The 18,735-nt window shown below is 69.0% G+C and carries 16 protein-coding genes and 1 tRNA gene; 7 read left to right on the plus strand and 10 right to left on the minus strand.

The genetic code is table 11. The annotated features are described in order from the left end of the window. Positions 1–16 precede the first annotated feature (16 nt). The gene (locus ACIRG5_RS27570; protein WP_402909540.1) at positions 17–2,629 is read right to left on the minus strand and encodes a glycoside hydrolase family 97 catalytic domain-containing protein; all 2,613 of its coding nucleotides are present in this window, start codon (positions 2,627–2,629) and stop codon (positions 17–19) included. 127 nt (positions 2,630–2,756) lie between these two features. Here ACIRG5_RS27570 and ACIRG5_RS27575 point away from each other — a divergent pair, with 127 nt between their 5' ends. Next, positions 2,757–3,875 (plus strand): ATP-binding protein, encoded by a 1,119-nt coding sequence (locus tag ACIRG5_RS27575; protein ID WP_402909542.1) that lies wholly within the window; start codon positions 2,757–2,759, stop codon positions 3,873–3,875. Positions 3,876–3,889: 14 nt separating this feature from the next. Here ACIRG5_RS27575 and ACIRG5_RS27580 read toward each other — a convergent pair. Then, a tRNA-Leu gene (locus tag ACIRG5_RS27580) sits at positions 3,890–3,963 on the minus strand. Between the two features lie 120 nt (positions 3,964–4,083). Here ACIRG5_RS27580 and ACIRG5_RS27585 point away from each other — a divergent pair. Further along, positions 4,084–4,305, plus strand: coding sequence for a DUF3618 domain-containing protein (locus ACIRG5_RS27585; protein ID WP_093598761.1), 222 nt, complete (start codon positions 4,084–4,086; stop codon positions 4,303–4,305). Here the strand turns inward: ACIRG5_RS27585 and ACIRG5_RS27590 are convergent. Beyond that, positions 4,302–4,946 (minus strand): TetR/AcrR family transcriptional regulator, encoded by a 645-nt coding sequence (locus ACIRG5_RS27590; protein ID WP_245822135.1) that lies wholly within the window; start codon positions 4,944–4,946, stop codon positions 4,302–4,304. The genes ACIRG5_RS27585 and ACIRG5_RS27590 overlap by 4 nt on opposite strands. A 325-nt stretch (positions 4,947–5,271) precedes the next feature. Between ACIRG5_RS27590 and ACIRG5_RS27595 the strand changes: the two genes are divergently transcribed. Together ACIRG5_RS27595 and ACIRG5_RS27600 are read left to right on the plus strand one after the other, a co-directional pair. Next, on the plus strand, positions 5,272–7,431 hold the full coding sequence (locus ACIRG5_RS27595; RefSeq protein ID WP_402909546.1) for a glycosyl hydrolase family 95 catalytic domain-containing protein: 2,160 nt from the start codon (positions 5,272–5,274) through the stop codon (positions 7,429–7,431). A 20-nt stretch (positions 7,432–7,451) separates the two neighbouring features. Further along, on the plus strand, positions 7,452–9,086 hold the full coding sequence (locus ACIRG5_RS27600) for an NPCBM/NEW2 domain-containing protein (RefSeq protein ID WP_402909548.1): 1,635 nt from the start codon (positions 7,452–7,454) through the stop codon (positions 9,084–9,086). Here the strand turns inward: ACIRG5_RS27600 and ACIRG5_RS27605 are convergent. After that, complete coding sequence (locus ACIRG5_RS27605) at positions 9,073–9,813, minus strand: class I SAM-dependent methyltransferase (protein ID WP_402909550.1); 741 nt, start codon at positions 9,811–9,813, stop codon at positions 9,073–9,075. The two genes, ACIRG5_RS27600 and ACIRG5_RS27605, sit on opposite strands and share 14 nt — an antisense overlap. Further along, a complete protein-coding gene (locus tag ACIRG5_RS27610; protein WP_402909552.1) occupies positions 9,810–10,949 on the minus strand; it encodes a carboxylesterase family protein in 1,140 nt (379 codons plus the stop codon). Before ACIRG5_RS27610 ends, ACIRG5_RS27605 begins: the two co-directional genes overlap by 4 nt. Before the next feature lie 112 nt (positions 10,950–11,061). Between ACIRG5_RS27610 and ACIRG5_RS27615 the strand changes: the two genes are divergently transcribed. After that, positions 11,062–12,096 carry a zinc-dependent alcohol dehydrogenase family protein gene (locus ACIRG5_RS27615; protein WP_402909554.1) on the plus strand — a complete coding sequence of 345 codons (1,035 nt, stop codon included), beginning with the start codon at positions 11,062–11,064 and terminating at the stop codon, positions 12,094–12,096. Position 12,097: 1 nt separating this feature from the next. Here ACIRG5_RS27615 and ACIRG5_RS27620 read toward each other — a convergent pair whose 3' ends face one another. Further along, a complete protein-coding gene (locus ACIRG5_RS27620) occupies positions 12,098–13,564 on the minus strand; it encodes a flavin-containing monooxygenase (protein ID WP_402909556.1) in 1,467 nt (488 codons plus the stop codon). Positions 13,565–13,679: 115 nt separating this feature from the next. Between ACIRG5_RS27620 and ACIRG5_RS27625 the strand changes: the two genes are divergently transcribed. Next, positions 13,680–14,264, plus strand: coding sequence for a TetR/AcrR family transcriptional regulator (locus tag ACIRG5_RS27625; RefSeq protein ID WP_402909955.1), 585 nt, complete (start codon positions 13,680–13,682; stop codon positions 14,262–14,264). Here ACIRG5_RS27625 and ACIRG5_RS27630 read toward each other — a convergent pair. From ACIRG5_RS27630 to ACIRG5_RS27645, 4 genes are all read right to left on the minus strand, one after another. After that, entirely contained in the window at positions 14,230–14,937 is a 708-nt protein-coding gene (locus ACIRG5_RS27630; RefSeq protein WP_319978107.1) for a glutamine amidotransferase, read from the minus strand. The two genes, ACIRG5_RS27625 and ACIRG5_RS27630, sit on opposite strands and share 35 nt — an antisense overlap. After that, complete coding sequence (locus tag ACIRG5_RS27635) at positions 14,930–16,177, minus strand: MurT ligase domain-containing protein (RefSeq protein ID WP_402909560.1); 1,248 nt, start codon at positions 16,175–16,177, stop codon at positions 14,930–14,932. Before ACIRG5_RS27635 ends, ACIRG5_RS27630 begins: the two co-directional genes overlap by 8 nt. Before the next feature lie 76 nt (positions 16,178–16,253). After that, the gene (locus ACIRG5_RS27640; RefSeq protein ID WP_402909563.1) at positions 16,254–16,739 is read right to left on the minus strand and encodes a helix-turn-helix domain-containing protein; all 486 of its coding nucleotides are present in this window, start codon (positions 16,737–16,739) and stop codon (positions 16,254–16,256) included. Positions 16,740–16,855: 116 nt separating this feature from the next. Beyond that, positions 16,856–18,277, minus strand: coding sequence for an LCP family protein (locus ACIRG5_RS27645; protein ID WP_402909566.1), 1,422 nt, complete (start codon positions 18,275–18,277; stop codon positions 16,856–16,858). Here ACIRG5_RS27645 and ACIRG5_RS27650 point away from each other — a divergent pair. Continuing rightward, positions 18,276–18,683 (plus strand): hypothetical protein, encoded by a 408-nt coding sequence (locus ACIRG5_RS27650; protein ID WP_402909569.1) that lies wholly within the window; start codon positions 18,276–18,278, stop codon positions 18,681–18,683. The genes ACIRG5_RS27645 and ACIRG5_RS27650 overlap by 2 nt on opposite strands. Positions 18,684–18,735 lie beyond the last annotated feature (52 nt).

An 18,735-nucleotide genomic window follows, 5' to 3' on the forward strand; every position in this document is an offset into this window, starting at 1 on the left:
CCTCAGGGGAGAGCACCTAGGCGCAGCGAATCCTTGCGTCCGCCCAAGAAGCGTGGTCGTTCTGCGTGCCGTCACCACCGTCCAGAACCCGCAGCGTGAGAGTCCTCACGCCGGTCACGTCCACGGCCAGGTCGCGGGCCGGGGAACGCACGCCGAGCACGTCCGTGCTGGCCAGCACCACGCCGTCGCCGACCACCTGGAACGCGACGGTGCCACCGGCGCGCTGGCGGGCCACGTCCAAACCGGCCTCGTCGTCGACACCGACCGAGGCGGCGAACGCGGTACAGCCCGCATCCAGCGCGTAGGTGATCTCGGACGCCGCGTGCGTGCCGAGGCCCTTGCCGTAGGTCACGCGGCGCAGAGCGATGCCACGTCCATCACCGGCTGCGGCACCGCCGTTCGTCAGGTCCTTCTCCACCGGGCCGTCACCGCCGACAGCCGACGTCCACGGCCGGTCCGACACGTACGACCAGCCGTCCGGAAGCGGCCGGACCAGGTGCACCCTGGCGGTCTTCTCCGACTCCACCCCCGAGTTGAACGACGCCACGACGGGGATGTCGAAGTGGCCGTAGGACGAGGGCGAAGCAGGCGGCACGACGGTCCAGGTGCCGGACAAGGCCTGCCCGGGACGCACCACCCTTGCCGTGACAGGGTTTCCGAGCACCGACCATCCCGCGGGCACGCGCGGCGCCAACGTCACCCCGCGCACGTCCGAGCGAGTGGTGAACAACCCGGTCACCGTGAACCCGCGGGCCGAAGCCGAGACCGAAGTAGAGGGCACCGCGGAAACCGGCCGCTCGCACGTGGAAGACCCGGCCCGGCAAGCGATGGCCGCGAAACCTCCGTTGGCGGTGACGTCCAACGTCAGCACCTCCCCTGCGCGCACGGTCCGTGACTCGCGCACGAGCCCCGCAGGACCGTCTCGGGTGATCTCCACCAGCCAGCGACCGGAAGGCAGCGAGAAAGGCACTGACACGGTCCGTGCGGCACCGGAGTACCCACCGCCGATGAACCACCGGTCGCCCGACCGCCGCGCGAACACCGAGTGGTCCGCGGGACGCCCGGACAGCAACCGCGTCTCGTCCCACGCGGTCGGCACCTGGTCGACGAACCGTTCGGCGACGGGCCGCGCGGCGTAGTCCTCCGGCCGCCCGGCGAGGTTCGCCAGACCCGACTCGTAGATCACGGTCAACGCCAGTTCGTGCGCGTCGGACGTGGTGCGGGAAGGACGGTGCCAAGCCAGCGGCGTGTAGTCCATGCCTCCGACGACACCGCGAGTGAACGGCAAGGCGGTCAGATGCTGACCTGTCAGGCCCGACGACTTCTCACCGCCGTGCACGGCCTCCATCGTCATGACGTGCGGCCACGTGCGGTGAATGCCGTGCGGGATCGTCGAACCGTGGAAGTTCACGAGTAGACGGTGCGCGGCGGTCTCGGCGAGAATCCGGTCGTACCAGCGGTAGCGGTCCTGGCCGTCGGAGTCCATGAAGTCGATCTTCACGCCCGCGATGCCCCACCGTTCGAACAACGCCAGCCGGGTCGCGCTCTCCGCGGGCGTGTCCAACTCGTCGTAGTGCACCCAGAGATGGATCTTCACGCCCCGTGCGGCGGCATAGGAGACCAGCGACGGAATCCACGAGGTCTGCTCCCACGACGGGTCGTAGTCCCAGTTCGGGTCGAAGTACCAGCCCGCGTCGACCAGCGCGTACGGCCAGCCGTGCGCCGCCGCGTAGTCCACGTACTGCTTCTGCGTCGCGAGACTCTGGCCGGCCTCGCGACCACCGGCGAGCCAGCTCCAGAACACCTTGCCCGGCTTGATCCACGACGTGTCGCGCACCTTCGACCGCGGCGCCAGGTCGTCCACGAGGGTCGACGCCGACACGTCCGCCAGCGAACCGACGACAGCGGTGCGCCACGGCGACTGCCACGGTCCGTCCACCGCCACCTCCTCGTCCCAGTACTTGACCGAGTACACACCGGAACCGGCTGTGTGCGCGAGGTGCGCGCCGGAGTGCCGTCCGTCCACAGAGGACTCTGTGAGCAGTGAGTACACGCCGTTCGTCTCGAACAGCGCCGGATGCAGGTAGTCGGCGGTCTCGGCGGTCGCCGCGTTCGTCTGCACGAACGGGTTTTCGTAGTCGCGGCGGTACTTCGCGATCCAGGCGGTGGCGGCGGCCGGAATGTGGAACGCCGAAGTCTCGCGCAGCACGTTGCCCAGCCCGGCCGGCAGTTCGTACCGATAGGCCACACCGTCGGCGGCGGTCCGCACGACAAGATCCAGACGGGCCGCTCCGGTGAACGAGTACCGCTCTTCTTCGTGGACGACTGTGCGCTGTCGTTGCTTCCCGGATGACGCCGTGTAGTGCTCGACCACGCGTCGCTTGGTCCGGCCCGTCAGTCGCAGGCCGGTCGAAAGATCCGCTCTTTCCGTCACCACGCCCAGTGGGCCCGGTTCCAGCACCGTGGTGCCGCCACGGCTCACCGCCAGGGTCGGAACGCCGTTCGACAGCGTGACGACAGCCTTCGGCCACGGATCGGTTTGTGCTGATGCTGTTGGAGTTGTGACGCTCGCTGTCAGCGCGATGACGAGCGCTCCCGCCACGTGCCATCGCACGGTGGACAACCGCATGCCCAGTCCCCTCAGACGTCGGTCGCGGCGGCGACAGATCCGATGTATACGCCGTCGAGGGCCATTGGTCCACAACCGGTCGGTAAGGCCTTTCCGGCGGTTAATCGTTTGACTACGATGGACTTCGATGGCTGACCAGGTGGGGACGTGTGCGATCTGCGGCACCGCGACCGCCACCTCCCGGCGCAGACACGCGCGGTACTGCTCGAACGCCTGCCGGCAACGGGCCTACCGGCAGCGCGCCAACGAACCCGTGATGGCACTGGACAGTTTCATCGGCCGCGACGCCGAACTGCTCCGTCTCACCGGGCTCACCGGCACGCGCATGCTCACGCTCGTCGGAGCGGCCGGGGTCGGGAAGACCAGGCTGATCAAGGAGTTCGTCGGAAGCCGGGCGACGCTGGTCGAGCTCGCTTCGGCGACGGACGTGGCACGGGCGTGCGCGGCGGCGCTCGGCGAGCCGGTCGGAGAGCCCGTCCTGAGCACGCTGGTGCGCGCGCTGGCCGGCCGCAAGACGCTGCTGGTGCTGGACAACTGCGAGCACGTCGCGGCGGAATGTGCGGCGCTGCTGGAGCCGTTGCTGCTCGGCTGCCCCGGCCTCACGGTCATCGCGACCAGCCGGGAACCGCTGCGGGTGCCGGGCGAGGTGCTGGTCGCGGTGCCGCCGTTGTCGATCACGAACGCGGTGGAGCTGTTCATCGACCGCGCCAGCGCGAACCAGGTGGGCCTGAGACTCGGTGACAGGGACGTGCTGGCCGCTCTGTGTGCACGCCTGGACCGCCTCCCGCTGGCGATCGAACTCGCGGCACGGCTGGTGACCGTGTTGCCCGTCAAGGAGCTTCTGGCACGCCTGGACGACCGCCTGGAGTTGCTCAACCGCGGCAACCGCACCGCCGCCGAACGTCACCAGAGCCTGCGCGCCGCGATCGGCTGGAGCTACGACCACCTGAGCGCCGACGAACAGCACGTGTTCCGGTGCATCTCGCAGGGCCCTCGCGGGTTCGGGCTCGACGTCGCGGTCCAGGCCTGCGACCTGCCCTCGGACCGGGTGCTGGTGGTGCTGTCGGCGCTCGTGGCCAAGTCGCTGCTCACGTTCACCGCGGCCGGCCGGTTCGAGCAGCTGGAGTCGGTCCGGCTCTACGGCAGGGAACGCCTCGCGGAGCAGTTCGCTGGTGATGTACCCGGTGCCTCAGCGGCTAGTTTGAAGGTGGTTCGCCGCGGGCCAGCCCCCGCGGCGAACCACTGAAAAGCGCTGATCAATGAGGTCGGGGGGACTCGAACCCCCACTGGCTGGGACCTAAACCCAGTGCCTCTGCCAATTGGGCTACGACCCCTCGCGGGGAAGCCTATCGGCCGTTCATGGACTCGCTCTCCCGGGTCTGATCAGGGTCGCACGAAGCCGCGTCACCGACCGTCCACTACGGTTGCGGGCAGAACCGCTGCTAGGAGGACATGTGGCTCGCGATCCCGAGACCATTCAGCGCGAGATCGAGCAGGCTCGCACCGCGCTGGCCGCCACCCTGGACGAGCTCAGCGAGCGCGCCAACCCGCAGAAGCTCGTCGAGCAGGGCAAGTCGTCCGTGCTCGACGTGCTGAGCCAGCCCAAGGTCAAGTACACGTTGATCGCGGTCGGCGTCGTGGTCGGCTTCGCGCTGGTCCGCAAGCTCTTCCGCTAGGAAACCCGCACCAACGGCAGGAGCACCTGCTCGACGACCTTCTCCACGAACGGTTCGTCGAGCGGGTCCCCGGTCAGCATCAGCCGGTAGATCAGGGCGGCGCCCGCGATCTCGACCGCCATGCCGCGCGGGGCGTCGGCCTTGAGCTCGCCCCGTTCGGCGGCCCGGTCCAGGATGCCGCGCAGCACGTCGCGCTGGGAGATCAGGAACGTCTCCCGGAACGCCGCCGCCAGTTCCGGCTCGTGCGGAAGTTCGCCCACGAGCGCCTGAGCGGCCTTGCCGATCGGTCCCGAGAGGAACGCGGCGAACGACGAGAGGAACTCGCGCAGGTCTCCGGCCAGCGAGCCGGTGTCCGGTGCCGCGAGGTTCTGCGTGGCGAGCTGGGTGCACGTGTCGATCACGAGATCGAGCTTCGACTCCCACCGCCGGTAGATCGTTGCCTTGCCCGCCCTCGCACGGGCCGCCACGGCGTCCATGGTGAGGGCCCGGTACCCGACCTCGGCCATCACCTCGAGCGCTGCCTGACGTAAAGCGTCGTCCCTGCTGGCGTCGCGAGGACGCCCCCGCTGGGGGACCCTGCCCTCGTTGAACGCCGTTGTCGACACGGCCATGGCCACCTCCTCGTACAGGGCACGGCTCATGCGTGTCCTCCCCGCCCCTTTGGCGGCACATCCTAGGCGTCTTACCCATGTAGCAGGGTGAGCAGCACCCGGTTGTTGCATCGTGTTGCGGTTGGTTGGGTCTTGCGCGATGTGCCCCAGAACTCCTACCTTTCGAGTTGTCTGAACCACGCTGCCTCGCCGCGCAGCTGAACGTGAGCAGTCGTCATGCGCGGGCGAGGAGTGGGTAGTGGTCTTGGGAAGAAGGGGTTTCCTCGGGGGAACCACGGCAGCGGTGTTGCTCGGTCAGTCGGGGGTGGCGACCGGGAAAGAGACCGGGCCATCGGATGTTTCCGGCTGCGACGGCATGTCGAAACGCGACTGGGAAACTTTCGTCGGGGCGCAGGATCTCGTGTGGAAAAAACCTCCGACCCGCTACGGGCAGGCTCCGTTCCTCGGTGACGGGCGCCTCGGCAGCGTCGTCTACGCCGAAGAGAACGTCGTCAGGTTCACCGTGCAGCACGCCGACGTGCAGGATCACCGCACGAGCGGCGGCAGCCAGTTCGGGGTCTGCCGGCTTCCTGTCGGAAACCTGAAGATGACGGCGGCCGGCACCGTCACGGCCGTCGACTGGCGCCTGGACCTGTGGAACGCCGAGCTGCGTGGAACCGTGACCACCTCGCTCGGCGTGCTCACGTTCGCCGCCTACGTCCACTCCGAACGCTCGGTGTTCTCGCTGAACGTCACCGCGACCGGCGCCGAGAAGCCGGTGCTGGAGTTCGTTCCCGCCCAGGCGATTCCGCCTCGCGCGGACTTCGACCCGCTGCCGGAGGGGTACGTCCGCAACCCCGGTCCGGTGACGGCGGCGGACGGCCGCGAGACGCTGGTGACGCAGGCGCTGAACGCGGGCGGGCAGACGGCAACCGCTTTCCGGTTGATCACCCGGGGCCGCACGCAACGGCTGCTGCTGTCGGTCGCGCACACCTATCCCGAAGCCGCCGCCGACAAGATCGTTTTGAAGGCGGTGCGCGAGGCTGCGGTGCTCGGCGGGCGGCTGACCATGTCGCACCGCAAGTGGTGGAACGACTTCTACCGCAAGAGCTTTCTGTCGTTCGGAGACCAGCGGCTGCAGTCGTTCTACTGGATCCAGCTCTACAAGGTCGCGTCCGGTTCACGCGCCGGGGGCCCGGTGATGGCGACGACCGGCCCGTGGCTCGAGAGGACGCCGTGGGCGGCGGCCTGGTGGAACCTCAACGTGCAGCTGGAGTACTGGCTGATCCACGGCTCGAACCACCTGGAACTGGACTCGATCGCCAGCACCCTGAAGGGCAGCCAGGACCAGCTCGTCCGCAACGTCAAGGAGCCGTACCGGCACGACTCGGCGGGCGTCGGCCGCAGCACCGACCGCACGACGTCGAACGCCGGCACGCTGTACGAACCGGGCACCGGCGGCACCGGCGTGAAGGAGCTCGGCAACCTGACGTGGGCACTGCACAACGTCTGGCTGTCGTACCGGCACAGCATGGACGCCAGGATCCTGTCCGACGTCGTGTTCCCGCTGCTGCGCCGGTCGATCAACTACTACCTGCACTTCCTGAAGAAGGGGAGCGACGGCAAGCTCCACCTCGACGTCACCACCTCGCCCGAGTACGGCGACGCGCCCGACTGCAACTACGACCTGCAGCTGATCCGCTGGGGCTGCCAGACGCTGATCGACTCGGCGGCCAAGCTGAAGATCAACGATCCGCTGGAACCGAAGTGGCGTGAGGTCCTGCGCGACCTGACCCCGTACCCGGTCGACGCCAACGGGTTCATGATCGGCGCCGGGGTGCCGTTCACCGTGTCGCACCGGCACTTCTCGCACCTGCTCGCGACGTTCCCGCTGATGACGGTGAACTGGGATCAGCAGGAGAACCGTGAGCTGATCGAGAAGTCCCTGCACCACTGGATGTCGCTGGAGCCCGCGCACCGCGGCTACAGCTACTCCGGGTCCGGCTCGATCGCCGCGCGGATGTTCCGCGGCGACGAGGCCTACGCGTACTTCGTGAAGATGTTCGACACCACCAAGCGCTACCCGGTGCTCGAGAACACCATGTACACCGAGGCCGGCCCGGTCGTCGAGACCCCGCTGTCCGGCGCGCAGACGATCCACGACTTCGTGTGCCAGAGCTGGGGCGGGATCGTCCGGGTGTTCCCCGCCGTGCCGTCCGCGTGGCCCGACGTCATGATCGCCGACCACTCGTGCGAGGGCGGGTTCTCCGTCACCGCGAGGCGCCTGAAGGGCAGGACCGAGTTCGTGCTGGTCCGCAGCCGCGCGGGCGAACCGCTGGTGCTGCGGCACGGCATCGACGGCCCGGTGTCCGTGGTGGCGCCGGTCCGCCACCACGACCGCGGCGACGGGACGCTGGAGATCCCGTTGCGCCGCGGGCAGGAAGTCCTGGTGCACCCCAGGGGCCGCCGCCCCGACCTGGCCGTCCGGCCGGTCGCCATCACGACCCCCGGCAAGCCCTGGGGTCTTCCCGCGTGATGCTCGGAGAGGAAAGCCCCATGCGCACCATCGCCTTGGCCGTGCTGTCCACAATGGTCAGTGCGGTTCTCGTCGTCCCCGCCGCGCAGGCGTTGCCGGACGGCCTCGCACTGACCCCGCCGATGGGCTTCAACAACTGGAACACCACCGCCTGCCGCACCGAGTTCAACGAGGCGATGGTCAAGGGCATCGCCGACATCTTCGTGAACAAAGGCCTGAAGGACGCGGGCTACGAGTACGTCAACATCGACGACTGCTGGGCCGAGAAGACCCGCGACTCCGCCGGCAAGCTCGTCCCGAACAGGACGCGGTTCCCCAACGGCATCAAGGCCGTCGCCGACTACGTGCACTCCAAGGGCCTGAAGTTCGGCATCTACACGAGCGCGGGCACCAAGACCTGCAACAAGGACAACGGCTTCCCCGGCGGCCTGGACCACGAGGAGTCCGACGCGCAGCAGTTCGCGAGCTGGGGCGTCGACTACCTGAAGTACGACAACTGCAACAACCAGGGCGTCGACGCGAAGCAGCGCTACCGCAAGATGCGGGACGCGCTGAAGAAGACCGGCCGTCCGATCGTGTTCAGCCTCTGCGAGTGGGGCCAGAACAAGCCGTGGGAGTGGGCGTCGGACACCGGACATCTCTGGCGCACCACCGGCGACATCAACGACACCTGGCCGCGCACGATGGACATCTACGAGAAGAACGTCGTGCTGGACTCCTACGCGGGACCTGGCCACTGGAATGACCCGGACATGCTCGAAGTCGGCAACGGCAAGATGAGCGCCGTGCAGTACCGCAGCCACTTCTCGCTGTGGGCGATCATGGCTGCGCCGCTGCTGATCGGCTCGGACCTGCGCAAGGTCTCCGCCGACACGTTCACGATCCTGGAGAACAAGGACGTCATCGCGGTCGACCAGGATCGGCTGGGCGTGCAGGGCAAGCGGATCCGCACCACCGGCAAGTCCGGTGTCGACGTGATCGTGAAGCCGCTCGCGAACGGCGACAAGGCCGTGGCGCTGTTCAACAAGTCCGGCTCCACGCAGACGATCTCGACCTCGCTGGCGGAGATCGGCATGTCCGGACCGGCGGTGCTGAAGGACCTCTGGACCAAGTCGGCGCGCACCACGACCGGCACGATCTCGGCCTCGGTTCCCTCGCTCGCCACGGTGATCTACCGCGTCTCGAAGGACGGCCCGCGGCCGACCCCGCCGGCCGGCACCACCGACCTGTCCGCGTTCGAGGCGTCGTCCTCGGCCAACGGCTGGGGTCCCGTCGAGATCGACAGGTCCGTCGGCAACCAGGCCGCCGGTGACGGCAGGACGATCACGATCAACGGAGTCGTGCATCAGAAAGGCTTCGGCGCGCACGCGGCCGGGACGATCGACTTCTACCTGGGCCGCAGGTGTTCCACGCTGTCCGTGGACGTCGGGGTCGACGACGAGGTGGCCGCGGGCAAGGGATCGGTGATCTTCCAGGTCTTCGCGGACGAGGTGAAGGTCGCCGACTCCGGCAAGCTCACGGGCACCGACGCGGCGAAGAAGCTCACCGCGTCGCTCACCGACGCCGAGAACCTGCGGCTGGTGCTGACCGACGCCGGTGACGGCATCAACTCCGACCACGGCGACTGGGCCTCGCCGCGCATCACCTGCGCGTAGCCGTGGCCAGCTGGGTCATGTACCGCTTCACGACCCGGCCGCCGTACCGCGTGTCGATCAACGACGTGATGTCCGCGATCAGCTGATCGCGTGAAGGCAGCGCGATGTGGTTCGAATACGTGAGGAGCAGGTCGACGTACGCCTCGGTGTCGTAGGCCTGCTCCCACTCGTACCGGTGGAACTCGGGCTCGTCGAAGAGCGCGCTCTCGTCGAACTCGCAGGGGATGGCCGAGGCGGGGGACTGCCGCAGATTCGGTGGCGTGGCGGGATCCCAGCGCTCGTAGCACTCCTGCACGTCCACGAAGAACTGCCCGGTCCCGCCCGCGATGTGGTGTGTGGAGATCACGGCCAGCACGCCGCCGGGACGCAACGCGGCGGCGCACCGGGCCATGCGGGTGTGCGGATCGAGCCAGTGGAACGCCGTCGCGCACACCACCAGGTCGAACGGCGTGGCGGGCAACGGCCAGTCGTCGAAGTCCGCCACGACCACGTGGGCGTCGGGAGCGTGCGAACGGGCGACGGCGGCCAGGTCAGGGCTCAGCTCGACCGCCGTCACGTCACCCAGCGCGGTCAGCGGCAGCGTGGCCTGGCCCGTGCCGGGGGCGATCTCCAGGATCCGCGGGCCGTTCAGGCGTTCGAACAGCTGCGGGGGATAGGTGGGACGGGCCCGGTGGTAGCGGGCCGCGTCCTCTCCGAACGTGGTGCGCCAACGCTCGCGATCGGTCACCCGCCGAATTCAAGCGAGCGGGACGGCAGCGCGTCCATCCCGTTTCGCGCGAATCCCGCCCACGTGCTCCGGACGGTCTTCGCCAGCTCGGCGTCCGGCTCCTGCCCGGCCAGCATGCCCGCGCCGATCCAGCCGTCCGGGTCGAACAGGAACGGCAGCTCCATGCAGTGACACGAGCCCATGGGGGCATCGGCGGGCGCCCACCGGAAGACGTAGGTCGCGGCCTGTCCACCCGCGGCCGTCCAGTCCCGCGCCAGTTCACGGGCCGGCAGAGCGAAGATCAGTTCGGTCACCGCCTCCCAGTGCTCGCGGCTCGGCACGTACGGGCTGCCGTCGTCGGCCGTGTGCCCGACGAGCAGTTCGACGCGGGACGCCGCCGCGGCGAGGTCGACCTCGTCCAGGGTCGGGGCGAAGGGCATGCCACCGGACGGTGCGAACCGCGGTCCCATCTCGACCACGGCGGCGGCCTGGGCTGCCAGCACGTCGTCCACAGAGGTCGTGGCGTCGACCGAGATCGACGCACGCAGCGCGGCCGTCATCTCCGCGCGTTCGGGGCTGCGGGTGCCCAGCGGTGCGCTCTGCAGGATCGCCCGGTGGAACAGGTTCTCGGTGTCGGTGAGCATCAGCGCGTACACCGAGTCGGCGCCCGCGGACTGCCCGAACGCCGTCACGTTCGCCGGATCGCCACCGAACGCGGCGATGTTGTCCCGCACCCAGCGCAACGCGGTGAGCTGGTCGAGCAGGCCCAGGTCGTCCTGGAGATAACCGAAGACGCCGAGGCGGTAGCTGACGCTGACCACCACAACGCCTTCGGAGGCCAGCAGACCGGCGTCGTACTTCGCCGACTCACCGCTGCCGGTCACGTAGGCGCCGCCGTGGAACCAGACCATCACGGGCAGGCCGGACGCGTCGGCGGGCGCGGTGACGGACAGCACCTGGCAGTGCTCGTCGAACGTCAGGCCGTCGACGGAGCTGCCGACCAGCGCGGCCAGGGCCGATGGCGGCTGCGGGCAGGCGGGACCGCGCTCGCCGGCGTCGATCACACCGTCCCACTTGTACGGCTCGGGCGCGGCGAACCGGGAAGCGGTCGCATATCGGACACCACGGGCTCGCACGAGACCTTCGTTGATCGGCACGGCACCGATCCTAAGCACGCGTAACCAATTCCACAGCGTCTCGATTCGGCGGGAACGGCCACATAGGAGGACCATGTAACGGTTGAGCAACGAGACAAGAGGAGGCTCCAAGGTGCGGGCTACGACGATCTACGGCACTCGTGACATCCGCGTCGAGGAAGTGCCGGACGCGGCGATCAAGGAGGCCACCGACGTCGTCGTCCGGGTCGAACTCGCGTGCATCTGCGGCAGCGACCTGTGGGCGTACCGCGGCGTGGCCAAGCGCGAGGACGGGCAGCGGATCGGGCACGAGTTCCTCGGCATCGTCGAGGAGGTCGGCGGGGACGTGAAGAGCGTCCAGGTCGGTGACCGCGTCATCGCGCCGTTCGTGTGGAGCGACGGCACGTGCGCGTACTGCCAGGCCGGACTGCAGACGTCGTGCCGCGCCGGTGGGTTCTGGGGCAGCAAGGGCAGCGACGGTGGCCAGGGCGAGGCCGTGCGCGTGCCGCAGGCCGACGGCACGCTGGTCAGGGTTCCCGCGGACGCCCCGGCGTCGCTGCTGCCCGCGTTCCTGAGCCTGTCCGACGTCATGGGCACCGGCCATCACGCGGCCATCGGCGCGGGCGTCGCTCCCGGCAGCACGGTCGCGGTCGTCGGTGACGGCGCGGTGGGCCTGTGCGGCGTGCTCGCGGCCAAGCGGCTCGGCGCCGAGCGGATCATCGCGATGGGGCGCCACGAGGACCGGGCGAAGATCGCGTCGCTCTTCGGCGCCACGGACCAGGTCGCCGAACGCGGTGACGCCGCGATCGAGCGCATCAAGGAGATGACCGGCGGCCTCGGCGCGTCGGCCGTGCTGGAGTGCGTCGGCACCGAGCAGTCGTGGGAGACCGCGATGGGCATCGTGCGCGACGGCGGCCGGATCGGGTACGTCGGCGTGCCGCACGAGATGAAGGGCCTGCCGCTCGGCAAGTTGTTCGGGCGCAACATCGCCATCGGTGGAGGTGTCGCGCCCGTGCGTGCCTACCTGCCGGAACTGCTGGCCGACGTGCTCGCCGGCCGGATCGACCCCGGTCCCGTGTTCGACCGGACGGTCTCGCTCGACGACGTCGCGCTGGGCTACCAGGCGATGGACGAGCGGACCGCCCTGAAGGTCATCGTGCAACCGTGAATCATTTGGCAGTGAGCACGTAGTCCTCGGCGCGCACGCGCTTGGTCCGCATCCAGTACCGCCAGGTGAATCCCGGCCACACGGTGCGGTTCACGCCCTGCGCGTCGAGGTACCAGCTCTTGCACCCGCCCTGGGTCCAGACGCCCTTGGTGAGCTTCTGCTGGATCTCTCGATTGAACTCCTGCTGGGCCTCCAGCCGTACGTCCAGCTCCGCTGCGCGGTGTGTGTCGAGGAGCTGGAGGCACTGCGAGATGTACCGGATCTGCGACTCGATCATGAAGACGACCGAGTTGTGGCCGAGTCCGGTGTTGGGGCCCAGCAGGAAGAACAGGTTGGGGAATCCCGAGACCGTGATGCCGAAGTAGGTCTCGATCCCCTTCTCGCGCCACTGCTTCGCGAGGTCGACGCCGCCCTTGCCCTGGATGTCCAGGTAGTCGAACGAGTCGACGACGTGGAACCCGGTGCCGTAGATGATGACGTCGACCTCGTGCTCGACGCCCGCACTGTCCACGATGGACTTCTCGCGCACCTCGGAGACCTTGTCCGTCACCAGGTCGACGTTCGGGTTGCCCAGCGCCGGGTAGAAGTCGTTGGAGATCAGGACGCGCTTGCAGCCCATGGTGTAGTCGGGCTTCAGCTTCCCCCGCAGCTTCGGGTCCGGCACCTGCTTCTTCATGTGTCGCAACGCGATTCCCTGCGCGAACTGCATGATCTTCGGGTTGACCGCGAAGCCCAGCGCGGACGACTCGCGCGTCCAGTAGACGAAGTCGCGGTAGAGCCGCTGCGTGAAGGGCAGGGCGCGGAACAGCTTCTGCTCCCAGCCGTTGATCTCGCGGTCGGCCTTGGGCATGATCCACGGCGGCGTGCGCTGGAAGATCTTCATCGAACCGACCTGCTTGGCGATCTTCGGCACGAACTGGATCGCGGACGCGCCCGTGCCGATGACGGCGACGCGCTTCCCGGTCAGGTCGTAGTCGTGGTCCCACTGCGCGCTGTGGAACGTCCTGCCGCTGAAGTTCTCGATGCCGGGCAGTTCGGGGACGTTCGGGATGTGCAACGCGCCGACGCCCGCGACCAGGGCCTGGGCGGTGTAGGTGTCGCCCTGCTCGGTCGTGACGTTCCAGCGCTTGGCCTCGTCGTCCCACTGCGCGCCGGAGACCTTGGTGTTGAAGCGGATGTGCGGCCGCAGCCGGTACTTGTCGGCGACGCGCTGCAGGTAGCCGAAGATCTCGCCCTGCTGCGCGAACATCCGCGACCACCTGGGGTTCATCTCGAACGAGAACGAGTACATGTGCGACGGCACGTCACACGCGCAGCCGGGGTAGGAGTTGTCGCGCCAGGTGCCACCGAGGTCGGCGGCCTTCTCCAGCACCACGAAGTCGTGCTCACCGCGGCGCTTCAGCTCGATGGCCATGCCGAGGCCGGAGAAGCCGGTGCCGATGACGAGCACTTTCGTCTCTCGGTGCATGGGGAAGTCCCTCCGCTCGCGGTAGCTACTTCTCGGTAGGTTACCCCGAGTAAGTTACGAGCGGTAGACTCCATTCGTGACAGCCCCCCGGCGCCGAATGCCCAAGGCCCAGCGCATGGCCCAGATGCTCACCGTCGCTGAGGAGATCTTCGCCGAGCAGGGCTATCTCGCCACCTCGATGGACGAGATCGCCGAACGCGTGGGCGTGTCGAAGCCGATGCTCTACGAGTACTTCGGCTCGAAGGAGGGCCTGCTCATCGGCTGCATCCACCGGGCGCGCACGGAGCTGCGGGAGAAGACGGCGGCCGCGATCGCGGGAGCTCAAAGCCCGGAGGAGTTCCTCCGGCTGGGGCTGCTCGCGTTCTTCGAGTTCATCGACGAGCACCGCAGGTCGTGGGCTCTGCTGCGGCAGGAGGCGGCTGTGGCGGTGCCGTCGGCGCAGGAAGAGGTGGAAGGCATCCGTCAGCAGCAGACGGACATGATCGGGGCCGTGCTGGCGTCGTTCACGCCGGAGATGGACCCGCTGGAAGTGGAGGCGTTCGCCGAGATCGTCGTCGGCGCCACGGAACGCCTCGCGGTGTGGATGGAGCGCAGGCCCGCGGTGGGACCTGCGCTCGCAACCGACTACGTGATGGCCGTGATCTGGCCTGGCGTCTCAGACCGTCTCAGGAAGCAGCCTTCACCCGCTCTGCCCGCATAGCGGACACGGCCGGGAGGTCCAGCGGCGCGGGCTTCGTGCCCGTCGCCCACTCGATCAGCAGGTCGGCGAGCTGCGGGTTGCGCGGCAGCACCGGGCCGTGCAGGTAGGTGCACAGGATCCGGCCCTGAACGGCGCCCTCGACGCTGCCGTCGTTGCCGGTGCCGACCTTGACGTGCGCGAGCGGCCGGGCGGCCGGGCCGAGCACGGTGCGGCCCTGATGGTTCTCGAACCCGGTCAGCACGCCCTCGAACAGGCCGTTCGCCGGCTCTGCGAGGACCTCGCCGATGGCGCGGCTGCCGCCCGCGTGCGAGGTCGAGTCGATCAGGCCCATACCGGGGTGGGTGATGTTGTCGGCGCGGGTGAAGCTCTCACCGAAGATCTGGATGCCGGCGCAGACGCCCAGCACCACGGCGTTCTTCGTGACGGCGCGCTGCAGGCCGGGGTGCTCGCGAAGGTGCTTCACCGCCAGCGTCTGGGCGGTGTCCTCACCGCCGCCGACGACGTAGATGTCGCACGAGTCCGGCACCGGCTGGCCGTAGTTGATCGGCACGATCTCGGCTTTGATGCCGCGCCACGTCATGCGCTTCTCGAGGACCACGGCGTTGCCGAAGTCGCCGTACGTGCCGAGGAGATCCGGCAGCACGAGCGCGATCTGGATTGTCGACTCACTCATCAGCGGCAGCCCTGGCATTCAAGTCGCGGAACGCGGTGTAGTTGGCGATGACCTCGACCGCCCCCTGTGGCATCTGGTCGATGGCCTTCAGCGGGTCGGGCACGATCGTGTGCTGAACCTCGGCGTAGGTCAGGCGGACGGCGAGATCGGTCGCGCGCTCGCCGGACGCGATGACCGTGCGGCCCTGCAGGCGCTCGAACGGGACGTCCCAGAGCCACGAGAGATCGCGGCCGTCGGCCTCGTTGGCGTTGATCACCAGGACGGCCGGGTGGCTGGCCTCCTTGACGACCGTGAGGGTCTCGCTCCAGCCCGCCGGGTTCTTGCTGAGCAACAGGCGCGCGCTGCGGCCGTTGCGGTGGATCGTGCGGTAGCGGCCGCTCACGTTCGAGACGCCGCGCAACCGGCGGACCGCCTCGTCCGCGGGCACGCCCATCGCGTGGGCCGCCGCGGCCGCCATGACGGCGTTGGCCTGGTTGAACTTGCCCGGCAGCGTGAGGCGCAGTTCGAGCTTCTGGTGCTCCGGCGTGATCATCGCCTCGTCGGCGGTGATCCAGTTCGGGTGCGGGCGGGCGAGGTCGCAGCCCGTGCAGTGCCAGTGCTCGCCCTGCCAGCGGATCGGGTTGCCGCAGCGCGGGCAGCTCGCCGAGTCGTGGTGCCAGCCGGTGCCGGTGGCGACCCAGATGACCTTGGAGGCGTTCCATGCCGCACTCGTCACCATCACGTCGTCGCAGTTCGCGACGATCGTGCAGTTCTGGAGCCTGGCGACGGTGTCGCGCAGCGAGCGTTCGATCGTGCGGACCTCGCCGACGCGGTCGAGCTGGTCGCGCGAGAGGTTCAGGATCACCGCGACGGACGGGTTGCTGGCGCCCGCGACGGCGGGGAAGTAGCCCTCGTCGCACTCCAGCACCGCGTACGGCGCGTCCGGCTGCTTCGAGAGCGCCGTGACGTGACCGTCGGGCATGTTCGCGCCGCTGTGGTTCGTGGCGACCTCGCCCAGCGCGCCCACGGCCCTCGCCAGCATCATCGTGCTGGTCGTCTTGCCGTTGGTGCCCGTCACGACGGCGACGTTGCGGCCCTGGGTGAGGCGGTTGAGGGCCTGCGGGTCGAGCTTCAGCGCAACCCGGCCGCCGATCATGCCGCCGGCGCCGAGGCCCATCTTCTGCGACAGCGTGGAGCTCAGGTTGCCCAGCTTCACGGCGGCTGCGGTGCGCAGAGGGAGGCGGGCGGGGGAATCGTTCACCCCGGCGATGTTACCGGCGCTGCGGTTTGCCCCTTTCGGACGGTCGTTGCGTTGGTGTGAACGGGGTTCGGTACAACTACCGGCTCAGGCCTCGCAGTATCCGGATGAGTTCCACGGTGGGGAGCTGGCACAGCTGCGCCATGTTCTCCAGGGCGGGCAGGTCGAGGTGCACCTCGGGTGAGGCACTCGGCGGCAACGCGTGCAGCCGTCCGGCCGCCCACCGCTTGAGCGGCAGGAGGCGCGGGTTGTCGGTCGCGGCGATCGAGGTGAGGCTCAGCGTCAGGTGGCCGGCGGGGGTGTCGCCGAAGAAGCGTTCGTGCACGCGGGCGAGGACCTCGTGCGCCGGCACGTCCAGCGCGTGACAGATCTCCACGAGACGCACGACGGAACACTGCCGCGTACCGAGCTCGTAGGTCGCCAGCGTCTGCAGCGAGATCTCCGTCTGCAGTCGCTTGTTCAGCTCCTTGCGGGTCCATCCGCGCTGCTTGCGAAGGCTGCGGATCTCATCACCGAGCACGCGCTGGTACGCCACTGTGTCGATTTGGCCGTTCGCAGTCTGCACCCTGGTCCTCCACCCCGTGAGCGGGTCTCACGGTGATGGAAGGCGCCAGTGCTTCGCCGCTTACGCAACTTGCCGGGATTATCCCCCGAACGGGCTATAGTTCTCTACTCTGCGTATCAGTTCACGCAGCGCACGCCGTCCGCGGAGATGGGCGGAGGGGCCGCGGGATCAGCCGGTTGCTGACGCGCACCGTCCAGGGCGAGCACTCCGGATCCGGTGAAACCCTGCGCGCCGGGACCCGAGTAGTCCGAGCCGAGGAAGACGCGGGCGGCCCCGGCGGGCACGTTCACGTCCTCTTCGATCTTCAGGCCGCCGAGGGCCTCCTGGACCGCGTTGGCACCCGCCTCACCGCCCTTGCCGTAGCGGACGACGGACTTCGCCAGGGCCTCGGCGTTGCCCGTCTGGCCCTCCTTGAAGCCCTTCGCGACGAGCGACTGGAGCACCTTGCCCGCGAGGCCGGGCTGGCCGGAGGCGTTGCGGACGTCGACGGTCACCGTGGACTTGTCGAACTTCGGGTCGGCCGGGTTCGACGTCGCCGGGGCCTTGCCGAGGTTCTTGACGAACGCGCGCACCTCGGACTCGGTCACCTCGACCGCGGAGCCGTCCTCCGGCGTCTGCAGGTCGGGGTTGCCGGTCGGGATCGTCTGGAACGTCATGTTGCCGCCCGTCATGTCCTTCATCTGCAGGGCGAACTTGGTGATGTCCCAGCCTTCGTCGAGCACGATCGCGCTGCTGACGGCCTTGATCATCTCGCTGCGCTTGGTGCTGTCGGTGAGCACGCCCGCGGACAGCATCTTCTTCGCGAGACCGGCCATGAAGACCTGCTGGCGCACGACGCGGTCGAGGTCGCCCATCGGCAGGCCGTGCCGCTGGCGGACGAACGCGAGCGCGTTCTTGCCCTCGATGGTCTGCGGACCGGCCTTGAAGTTCGCGCCGGAGAAGCTGTCGCGGACGTTGTTGGTGAGGCAGACGTCGATGCCGCCGACGGCCTTGGTGATGTCGTAGAAGCCGACGAGGTTGACCTCGGCGTAGTGGTCGATCGTGGAGCCGGTCAGGGTCTGGATGGTGTCGATGAGGTTCTTCGCGCCGGCCTTGCGCGTCTCCATCTCGATCTCGGGCGCGGGCTTGCCGCTGCCCTGCAGCTTCTCGGCGGCTTGACCCTTGGCGTACCCGTAGGCAGAGTTGATCTTGTGCCGCCCGAACCCGCCCGCGATCTTCACGTAGGAGTCGCGCGGGAACGACACGGCGTAGGCCTTGCCGCTGTCGTTCGGGATGTGCAGCAGGATCAGCGTGTCGGTGTTGAACCCGCCGTCGTCGCTGCCGCCCGCCTGCAGTTCGTTCAGGATGTTCTGCGGCAGCGGGTTGCCCTTGGAGTCGGTGCGGCTGTCCATGCCGACCAGCAGGATGTCGATCGCGCCGTCGGCGGGCTTCTCGCCCGCGTCGGCCAGGTTCAGGTCCTGCTTGGTCAGTCCGTCGGTCAGCGCGGTCAGGTTCTGCCACGCGACGCCGGTGACCAGCAGGATCGTGGCGGACAGCATGCTGAGGAAGATCTTGGCGCCGGTGGACGCGCCGCGCTCGGCCTTGCTCGGCCTGCGGGCCGCGGCGGGCCTGGGCCTCGGCCGGGCCGCGGGTGCGGCCGCCTTCGCCTTCGCCGGGGTGGTGCGGACCGTCGGGCGGTCGGCCACCGGACGCGGCCGCGGGGCGGACGACGAGGCCCTGCCCGGTTCACGGGAGCGCTGGGGCTCGCGGCGCGGAGGTTCGGAACGACTGGCCGACTCCCGGCGCGGAGGTTCGCGGCGAGGCGGTTCGGAGCGGCTCACCGGCTCGCGGCGCGGCGGCTCCGAGCGTTTCGGCGGCTCGGAGCGCTTCGGGGGCTCAGCCCGGCCCGGCTGCCTGCGCGGGGGCTCTGAGCTGCGCGGCGGCACCTGGGGACGGCGGGGCTGACCCGCCTGGGGACGCGGGGTGGCAGAGGGTCGCCTGGGATTCCCGTTCGGGT

The organism is Lentzea sp. NPDC102401 (genome assembly GCF_044765805.1).
In the GTDB taxonomy this organism is placed as follows: domain Bacteria; phylum Actinomycetota; class Actinomycetes; order Mycobacteriales; family Pseudonocardiaceae; genus Lentzea; species Lentzea sokolovensis.